At 60.3% G+C, this 8,200-nt stretch carries 8 protein-coding genes; 3 read left to right on the forward strand and 5 right to left on the reverse strand.

What is annotated here, in order from left to right; all coding sequences use genetic code 11:
- Nucleotides 1-132: 132 nt before the first annotated feature.
- From G9X67_RS30365 to G9X67_RS30385, 5 genes are all read right to left on the reverse strand, one after another.
- A complete protein-coding gene (locus G9X67_RS30365) occupies nucleotides 133-1,212 on the reverse strand; it encodes a glycine betaine/L-proline ABC transporter ATP-binding protein (protein ID WP_171600356.1) in 1,080 nt (359 codons plus the stop codon).
- Complete coding sequence (locus tag G9X67_RS30370) at nucleotides 1,205-2,092, reverse strand: proline/glycine betaine ABC transporter permease (RefSeq protein ID WP_138388626.1); 888 nt, start codon at nucleotides 2,090-2,092, stop codon at nucleotides 1,205-1,207. The genes G9X67_RS30365 and G9X67_RS30370 overlap by 8 nt, the downstream gene beginning before the upstream one ends.
- Nucleotides 2,093-2,300: 208 nt before the next feature.
- Nucleotides 2,301-3,302 carry an ABC transporter substrate-binding protein gene (locus tag G9X67_RS30375; RefSeq protein WP_164068472.1) on the reverse strand — a complete coding sequence of 334 codons (1,002 nt, stop codon included), beginning with the start codon at nucleotides 3,300-3,302 and terminating at the stop codon, nucleotides 2,301-2,303.
- 67 nt (nucleotides 3,303-3,369) lie between these two features.
- A complete protein-coding gene (locus G9X67_RS30380) occupies nucleotides 3,370-4,164 on the reverse strand; it encodes a pyrroline-5-carboxylate reductase dimerization domain-containing protein (protein WP_171600357.1) in 795 nt (264 codons plus the stop codon).
- A 10-nt stretch (nucleotides 4,165-4,174) separates the two neighbouring features.
- Nucleotides 4,175-4,804: a TetR/AcrR family transcriptional regulator gene (locus G9X67_RS30385; protein ID WP_003562222.1), complete on the reverse strand. Its 630-nt coding sequence runs from the start codon at nucleotides 4,802-4,804 to the stop codon at nucleotides 4,175-4,177.
- 147 nt (nucleotides 4,805-4,951) lie between these two features.
- Between G9X67_RS30385 and G9X67_RS30390 the strand changes: the two genes are divergently transcribed.
- From G9X67_RS30390 to G9X67_RS30400, 3 genes are all read left to right on the forward strand, one after another.
- Nucleotides 4,952-6,988, forward strand: a complete 2,037-nt coding sequence (locus G9X67_RS30390) for an NADH:flavin oxidoreductase (protein WP_171600358.1) — start codon at nucleotides 4,952-4,954, stop codon at nucleotides 6,986-6,988.
- A 48-nt stretch (nucleotides 6,989-7,036) separates the two neighbouring features.
- The gene (locus G9X67_RS30395; protein WP_171600359.1) at nucleotides 7,037-7,642 is read left to right on the forward strand and encodes a dimethylsulfoniopropionate lyase; all 606 of its coding nucleotides are present in this window, start codon (nucleotides 7,037-7,039) and stop codon (nucleotides 7,640-7,642) included.
- Between the two features lie 19 nt (nucleotides 7,643-7,661).
- On the forward strand, nucleotides 7,662-8,200 hold a 539-nt coding region (locus G9X67_RS30400), incomplete at its 3' end, for an electron transfer flavoprotein subunit beta/FixA family protein (RefSeq protein WP_171600360.1).

Consider the following 8,200-nt stretch of genomic DNA (forward strand, 5'->3'; position numbering starts at 1 on the left):
AAAACAGACGCGGGAAGAGTTTTGACATCGCGATCCTCAGGCGTCAGGCGGCCGACTTCCCGGTTCCAGAGATGGCGACGTGCCTGATAGCGGTGTCGCCAACGAAACGGAAAGACGGCCGCATTTGGAGCGTCAAAGTGCGACCGAGAGCGCACTGTCGCGTCGGGGAGCCACCTCCTGCGAGTTCACCATAGCGCCCGCGAGCTGGCGGAAGGTGACAAGCCCCAAGGTTTCCCCGGATGGTGAAACCACCCTGGCATCGTCGTGCGCCGCCGATGCAAGGATCCGGACGGCATCTTCGACGGTCGTGCCTGATGCAATCGTCAATCCGCCTGGCACCGCACCGGAATGCAAGGATGTCATGATGGCATCGACCTGGATGACCCGGCCTCGGTTGACCTCCTTGACGAAGTTGGCGATGTAGGCGTCGGCCGGACGCAGAACGATGTCCTGGCTGGTGCCCTGCTGGATGACTTCGCCATCGCGCAGGATCGCAATCTGGTCGCCCAGCCGAAGGGCTTCGTCGAGATCGTGGGTGATGAAGACGATGGTCTTCTTGATCTCCTTCTGAATGTCGAGAAGGACCGACTGCATATCGGTGCGGATCAAAGGGTCGAGCGCCGAATAGGCCTCGTCCATCAGCAGAACCGGCGCATCGTTCGAGAGGGCTCGCGCCAGCCCGACGCGCTGCTGCATGCCGCCCGATAGCTGGTTGGGATATTTGCTCTCGAAGCCCTTCAGGCCAACCCGCTCCAGCCAGCCCATGGCGACGTCGACGGCTTTCGAGCGCTCCATGCCCTGCACTTCGCGGCCGAAGATGGTATTGTCGAGAACATTCCGGTGCGGCAGAAGCGCGAACTTCTGAAACACCATTGCCGTCTGGTGCCGGCGAAACGTCCGCAATTCGGTCTCGTTCATTTTCACCACATCGACGCCGTCGACAAGCACTTCGCCGGCGGTGGGATCGATCAGACGGTTGATGTGGCGGATGAGCGTCGATTTTCCCGAACCCGAAAGGCCCATGATGACCTGGATGCGGCCCGAGGGTATCTCGACATTGATATCTTTCAGTCCCAGCACGTGGCCGTGCTTTTCGTTGAGCTCGGTCTTCGACAATCCCTTTTTGACGGCATCGACATGAGCGCCAGGATTGGGACCGAAGATCTTGTAGAGATGGCGGATCTTGATGCCGCCGAAACGTTGATCAGCCATGGACGATCTCCCGATGCTTCTGGAGCCGTTTGCCATACGCCTGGCTGACCCGGTCGAAGATGATGGCAATGCCGACGATGGCAAGGCCGTTGAAAATACCCAGGGTGAAGTACTGGTTGGCGATCGCCTTCAGAACCGGCTGGCCAAGACCCTGGACGCCGATCATCGAAGCGACGACCACCATGGCGAGCGCCATCATGATGGTCTGGTTGATGCCGGCCATGATGGTGGGAAGCGCCAGCGGCAGCTGAACCTTGAACAGCTTCTGCGAACTCGACGTTCCGAACGCATCGGCTGCCTCGAGCACGTCCTTGTCGACCAGGCGGATGCCGAGGTCGGTCAGCCTTATCATCGGCGGGATGGCGTAGATGACGACGGCAATCAGTCCCGGCACCTTGCCGATGCCGAGCAGCATGACGACAGGGATCAGATAGACGAAGCTCGGCATCGTCTGCATGACGTCGAGGATCGGATTGATAACGCGCTGCAGCCGGTCGGAACGCGCCATCAATATCCCCATCGGAATGCCGATGGCGATGGAGAGTACGGTACAGACGAAGATCATCGAGACCGTCCGCATCGTATCGTCCCACATGTCGAAATAGCCGATCAACAGCAGTGTGACGAGACAGCCGAGGACGATCTTCAGGCTGCGGCTGGCAAACCATGCGATAACAAGGATGATTGCCGTAATGATCGGCCACGGCGTCTGCGTCATGAAGCGGTCGGCGGCGATCAGGAAATGCTGCAGCGGCGAGAAGAGGCTTTCGATCGCGTCGCCATAGGTGCGGGTAAACGTGCGAAAACCGTCATCGATCGCCTTCTTCAGATTGCGAAGGGCGTCGTCATCCATATGCGGGAATTTATAAAACCATTCCATTCGGTTCCCCTTTTTCTTCAAAGAGCCGTGGCAGTCTTTTTGATTTTATCGGCAGCGAGAGGCGGTGCGCATTAAGCGCACCGCAGTAGTCGGCGTTAGAGCATGATGCCGAAAAGTGTGAGCGGTTTTCGGACGACATCATGCTCTCACTATTTAACTTAGAACAGGGTTCAGATTTTAGGCCGAACAGGCCTAAAATCATCCTGTTCTAGAGAGCAGCTTCGATCTTCGTGGCTGCCTCAGGCGAGACCCACTTGGTCCAGAGGTCCTTGTTTTCTTTGAGGAAGTGCTTGGCACCGTCCTCGCCGGTCGCCTGGTTGTCGGTCATCCACGCCATGAGCTTGTTGACCGTGTCGTTGCTCCAGGAGCGCTTCGTCAGGTAGTCCATGACTTCAGGGCCGACCTTTTCCGAGAAAGGCTTTGCAACGAGGGTGACGATCTTGTCGACCGGCCATGCATTCGGCTTCGGATCGGGGCAATCGGCGACTGTATTGCAGCGCTTCCATTCGGCGGCGTCGTTCGGAACGCCGGCTTCCAGCTTGACCATCTCATACTTGCCGAGCAGCGCGGTCGGCGCCCAGTAGTAGCCGGCCCAGCCTTCCTTGCGTTCGTAGGCCTTGGAGATCGAACCATCGAGGCCGGCAGCCGAGCCGGTATCGACGAGGGTGAAGCCCGCCTTGTCGGCTTCGAAGGCCTTGTAGAGCTGCGTGGTCACCACGGTGCCGCCCCAGCCCTGCGGCCCGTTGTAGATGGCGCCCTTCTTCGCATCCTCGGGAGCGGGGAAGAGTTCCGGATGCTTCAGCACGTCGCCGATGGTCTTGATGTCAGGATGGGCATCGGCCAGATATTTGGGAATCCACCAGCCCTGGACGCCGCCATCGGGCAGCGGAGAGCCGACCTGAACGATCCGGCCTTCTTCCGTTCCCTTCTTGACGACGTCGGGGAGCAGGTCGATCCAGGCTTCGGGCGCGATGTCCGGCTGGCCCTTTTCGGCCATCGAGGTGATCGTCGGGACGGTATCGCCGACGGTGATTTCGGCCTCACAGCCATAACCTTCGTTCAGGATGAACTTGTCGAGGTTGGAGAGAACCTCTGCACTCTGCCAGTTCATGCTGGCGATGGTGACAGTGCCGCATTCGGCGGCGCTGGCGAAAGACGCCCCGCCGATCAGGCCGAACGTCAGACATGTCGATGCGAATAGTTTTTTCATTCTCGTTCCCTCTGTTTAGCGGCCGGTTTTGCTGAGCGGGGCGCCGCAGGACCCACTCCAACGGTTGTCAGGAAGCGTCTCCCATACTCACCGATTTCTTGAATGCCGCCGATAATCCCTCCGCAACCGAAGCGTCGAACCCGGCAACGCGCATGCCTTCGATGGCTGCCGCAGTGGTGCCGCGATAGCCGACAAAGGTTTGAACGACGTCATCGGGACATTCGTCATGGCGCTCCAGCAGGCGGCCGGCGCCTGTGATCACCGTGTTGACGGCGCGCCGCGCAATCTCCGCCGGCAGGCCATTTGCGATGGCGTCGCGCATCATGGCGGCGGCGAGCAATGCGGGGAAAGCCGGTCCGGACCCGGAAAGACCCGTGAGATAATCAATGTCGCTTTCCCTTGCGACCTCGTCCTCAGATCCGCATGCCTCGAAAATAGCACGGACGAGCGCCCGGTCGTCTTCGGTGACATCGCTCGCGCCAATCCATGGCGTATAGGACCTGGCCACTTCGGCGGCGGCGTTCGGCAAAGCGCGGATGACGCGACCGGTCTTGTGGCGCTCGGAAAGTGCGTCCAGGCGGATGGCCGCCATGACCGAGATGACCAGCTTGCCGCCGGCATCGACATCGAGAGCATGCCAGTCATCAGGACGGACGGAAAGGACGATCACGTCCGAGCGGTCGGCAAGCGCCTGATTGTCGGTGGTCAGGAAAGAATTCGGGAAACGGCGCGGCTGCTCGCTGCGATAGGAAAGGGAGAGATTTCGAGGTTCGACCAGGCCGGCATCAAGGATCGAGCCGGCGATTGCTCCGCCGAGCCAGCCACCGCCGCCAATGATACCGATCCTCAGGGAAGCGATCATCCGGCTCTCCCTAACCCGGCCTGTAGCCATGCCGCGAGAAGAAGCGATCGAGCTCCCTCTGCTGCGGCACTTCGCCGGTGTAGATCGCGATATATTCGGGGATCCGTTTCATGCGGACGGCGAGTTCCTCCCTGGCTTGCATGGAGATGTATCCGATCTGCACGAGGTAAGTTGTTCGCGCTCGGACATCTGATGTCGCTTCTGGTAGCCCGAAGCGGATAAACATCCGCTTGAGGGCTTCCAGGCGAAGCTGGTCGGCTTGCCGGACCTCGGCGAGAATCTCGTCGGACTGCAGCGCCCAGCTGCGCACGGCGAATTCGAACCTGGCGTCGAACAGATCGTTGTTGAGCCAGCAGTCGAAGACGTTGAGCATCGCCTCGGCAAGCGATTCCGCATAGGCTTCGGACTGCTTGACGATGTTGCCGGTGTTTTTGTCGCGCCACCGCGCCACGAGCCCGGCCAGCAGTTCCTCCCGGTCCTTGAAGAACCAGTAGAAGCTCGTGCGCGAGAGGTTGAGCTTCTTCGCCAGCGGCAGAATTTTCACCGAATCCACGCCGGAATCGAGCAGCGAGTGGTAAGCTGCTTCCAGCCATCCCTCCTGCGATCCGCGCCAGCCAGTGTCGTTCAAAGCCTGATCCATGGGCTATCTCCTATCAAACTATCAAGCCGCGCACAAGAAAAATGTACATGAGTGTCGAAAACGGCGACCCATATGTTTTCAATATTGACACATATGTACATTGTGCTTAGCGTCTCCTCTGACGTTTTTAATCCGGAACCACGGCCCATGTCGAACGATCCCCTTCTTCAGCCCTATCAGCTCAAGCATTTGACGCTACGCAACCGTATCATCGTGACCTCCCACGAGCCGGCCTATCCGGAAGACGGCATGCCGAAGGAGAGGTATCGCGCCTATACGGTGGAGCGGGCAAAGGGCGGCGTGGCCTTGACGATGACGGCCGGCTCGGCCGCGGTTTCCAGGGACAGCCCGCCGGTCTTCAACAACCTGCTCGCCTACAAGGACGAGATCGTGCCTTGGATCCGGGAAATGACCGACGCCGTGCATGAAGAGGGTGCGGCGATCATGATCCAGCTTACCCATCTCGGCCGGCGCACACGCTGGGACAAGGGCGACTGGCTGCCGGTCGTGGCGCCGTCGCATCAGCGCGAGGCTTCCCACCGCTCCTTCCCGAAGAAAATGGAAGATTGGGACATCGAGCGCATCATCAAGGATTTCGCCGACGCTGCGGAGCGCATGAAGGCTGGCGGCATGGACGGTGTCGAACTGGAAGCCTACGGCCATCTGATCGACCAGTTCACGTCGCCGCTTACCAACGAGCTCGACGGTCCCTATGGTGGCTCGCTCGATAACCGTTTGCGCTTCTGTCTCGACGTCTTCAAAGCGATCCGGCAAAGGGTGGGGAACGACTTCATTCTGGGCGTGCGCTACACCGCCGACGAATGTCTTCCCGGCGGCACCGGCAAGGGCGATGGCATCGAAATCTCCAGGCGCCTGAAGGCAAGCGGCCTGATCGATTACCTCAACGTCATTCGCGGCCACATCGATACCGATGCGGGTCTGACCGACGTGATCCCAATCCAGGGCATGGCGAATTCACCGCATCTCGATTTCGCCGGCGAAATTCGCGCCGCAACCAACTTTCCAACCTTCCATGCGGCGAAAATCCCTGACGTCGCCACCGCGCGCCACGCGATCGCCTCCGGCAAGGTCGATATGGTCGGCATGACCCGCGCCCACATGACCGACCCGCACATCGTCCGCAAGATCATCGAAAAGCGGGAAGACGATATTCGTCCCTGCGTCGGCGCCAATTACTGTCTCGATCGCATCTATCAGGGCGGGGCCGCCTTCTGTATCCACAATGCCGCCACCGGCCGCGAACTGACCATGCCGCATATCGTGTCGAAGGCCGAGGCCAAGAAAAAGGTCGTCATCGTCGGCGCCGGCCCGGCCGGTCTGGAAGCGGCGCGCGTCGCCGGAGAACGCGGCCACCAGGTTGTCGTTTTCGAAGCGGCGAGCAATCCAGGCGGTCAGATCCGGCTCACCGCCCAAAGCGAGCGCCGCAGGGAGATGATCAGCATCATCGACTGGCGCATGAGCCAGTGCGAGAAATACGACGTCACCTTCCACTTCAACACCTGGGCGGAAGCCGATACCATCGAGGCCGAGAACCCCGATGTCGTCATCATCGCGACCGGCGGCTTGCCGCATACCGAGGTTCTCGCCAACGGCAACGAGCTGGTGGTCTCGTCATGGGACATCATCTCCGGCGACGTTAAGCCTGGAACCAACGTGTTGATCTTCGACGATGCCGGCGACCATGCCGGCCTTCAGGCGGCCGAATTTCTCGCCAAGGCAGGCGCCAAGGTCGAGATCATGACGCCGGACCGCTCCTTCGCGCCCGAGGTCATGGCCATGAACCTGGTGCCCTATATGCGGTCTCTGCAGAAACATGACGTGACCTTCACCGTCACCTATCGTCTGGAAGCCGTCGAGAAGCGCGGCAACCAGCTCGTCGCCCATGTCGGCAGCGATTACGGCGGGATTGCCAGGCAGCACAGCTTCGACCAGATCGTCGTCAATCATGGGACCATTCCGCTCGATGATCTCTATTTCGAGCTGAAGCCCAACTCGAGCAATCTCGGCGAGATGTCGCACGACCAGCTTCTTTCCGGAGAACCCCAGTCCGTGATCCGCAATCCCGACGGCAAGTTCCAACTGTTCCGGATCGGGGATGCGGTCGCCGCACGCAACACGCATGCCGCCGTCTATGACGGGTTGCGCATCGCGAAAGATATCTGATCGCAGGAGCGGGCCGCTTGCCGGCGGATCGTCTCGGGAGGTGATGACATGAGTTTACGCAAGGAAAGCCTCCAGATCTTCCTGGATGCGACTTTCGCGGCTTTCGACCAGTTCGCCAAGGCCCCGGAAGCCCGCCGCTCGATCCGTCAGATGTTTGCAGCGCTGGAGCGCCCGGGGGCTGCGCGTGCGGGGCCGGGAAGCCGGTTGCCCGTGTGTGCTCAGCTTGATGTGGCGCTTTCCTTCGATACGTCCTATCCTTCGCTGACGCGTTTGATCGAGGGGTTCAAAGGCATCGAGCCAATGCTTGAATGGCATCGGCGCACCAAGTATGACCACACGGCCAGCGACAATTTTGTCGATGGGCATGCCAATGCGATGATTATCGGCCCGGGAGGATTGGAGGAGCGGAGCGATCTGTGGATCGGCGTGACGTTGATGGCGCCTCGGGTGCGCTATCCCGACCACGTTCATGCGCCAGAGGAGGTCTACCTCGTACTGTCCGAGGGAGAGTTCCAGCAGGGGGAAGGGAACTGGTTTTCGCCTGGTATCGGCGGATCCTTCTACAATGTCCCCGAAATCAAGCATGCCATGAGGTCGCTCGACACGCCGCTCTTCGCCTTCTGGGCATTACTTGCCGAACGGCCAGCAGTTTAGAAATAAAGGGGGGTTGCCCATGAAAATTCTCGTGCCCGTCAAACGGGTTGTCGACTACAACGTGAAGATCCGGGTGAAGCCGGACGGCACGGGTGTCGAGCTTGCCAATGTGAAGATGTCGATGAACCCGTTCGACGAGATCTCGGTGGAAGAGGCGCTGCGGCTGAAGGAAGCCGGCAAGTGCGAGGAAGTTGTGGTCGTCTCGATCGGTCCGGCCAAGGCCGAGGAGACGCTGCGCACCGCCCTTGCCATGGGCGCCGACCGGGCGATCCTGGTCGAGACCGACGATCAGATCGAGCCGCTCACCGTCGCCAAGATCTTGAAGGCTGTCGCCGATGCCGAACAGCCCGGGCTGATCATCGTCGGCAAACAGGCAATCGACGACGATTCGAACCAGACCGGCCAGATGCTGGCGGCGCTGCTTGGGACTGCCCAGGCGACCTTCGCCTCGAAGATCGAGATCGGGGATGGCAAGGCTCAGGTAACCCGCGAAGTCGATGGCGGCCTGCAGACGATCGAGATCAAGCTGCCGGCTGTTGTGACCACCGATCTGCGTCT

The organism is Rhizobium sp. WYCCWR 11152, from assembly GCF_013087615.1.
Classification (GTDB): Bacteria; Pseudomonadota; Alphaproteobacteria; order Rhizobiales; family Rhizobiaceae; genus Rhizobium; species Rhizobium indicum.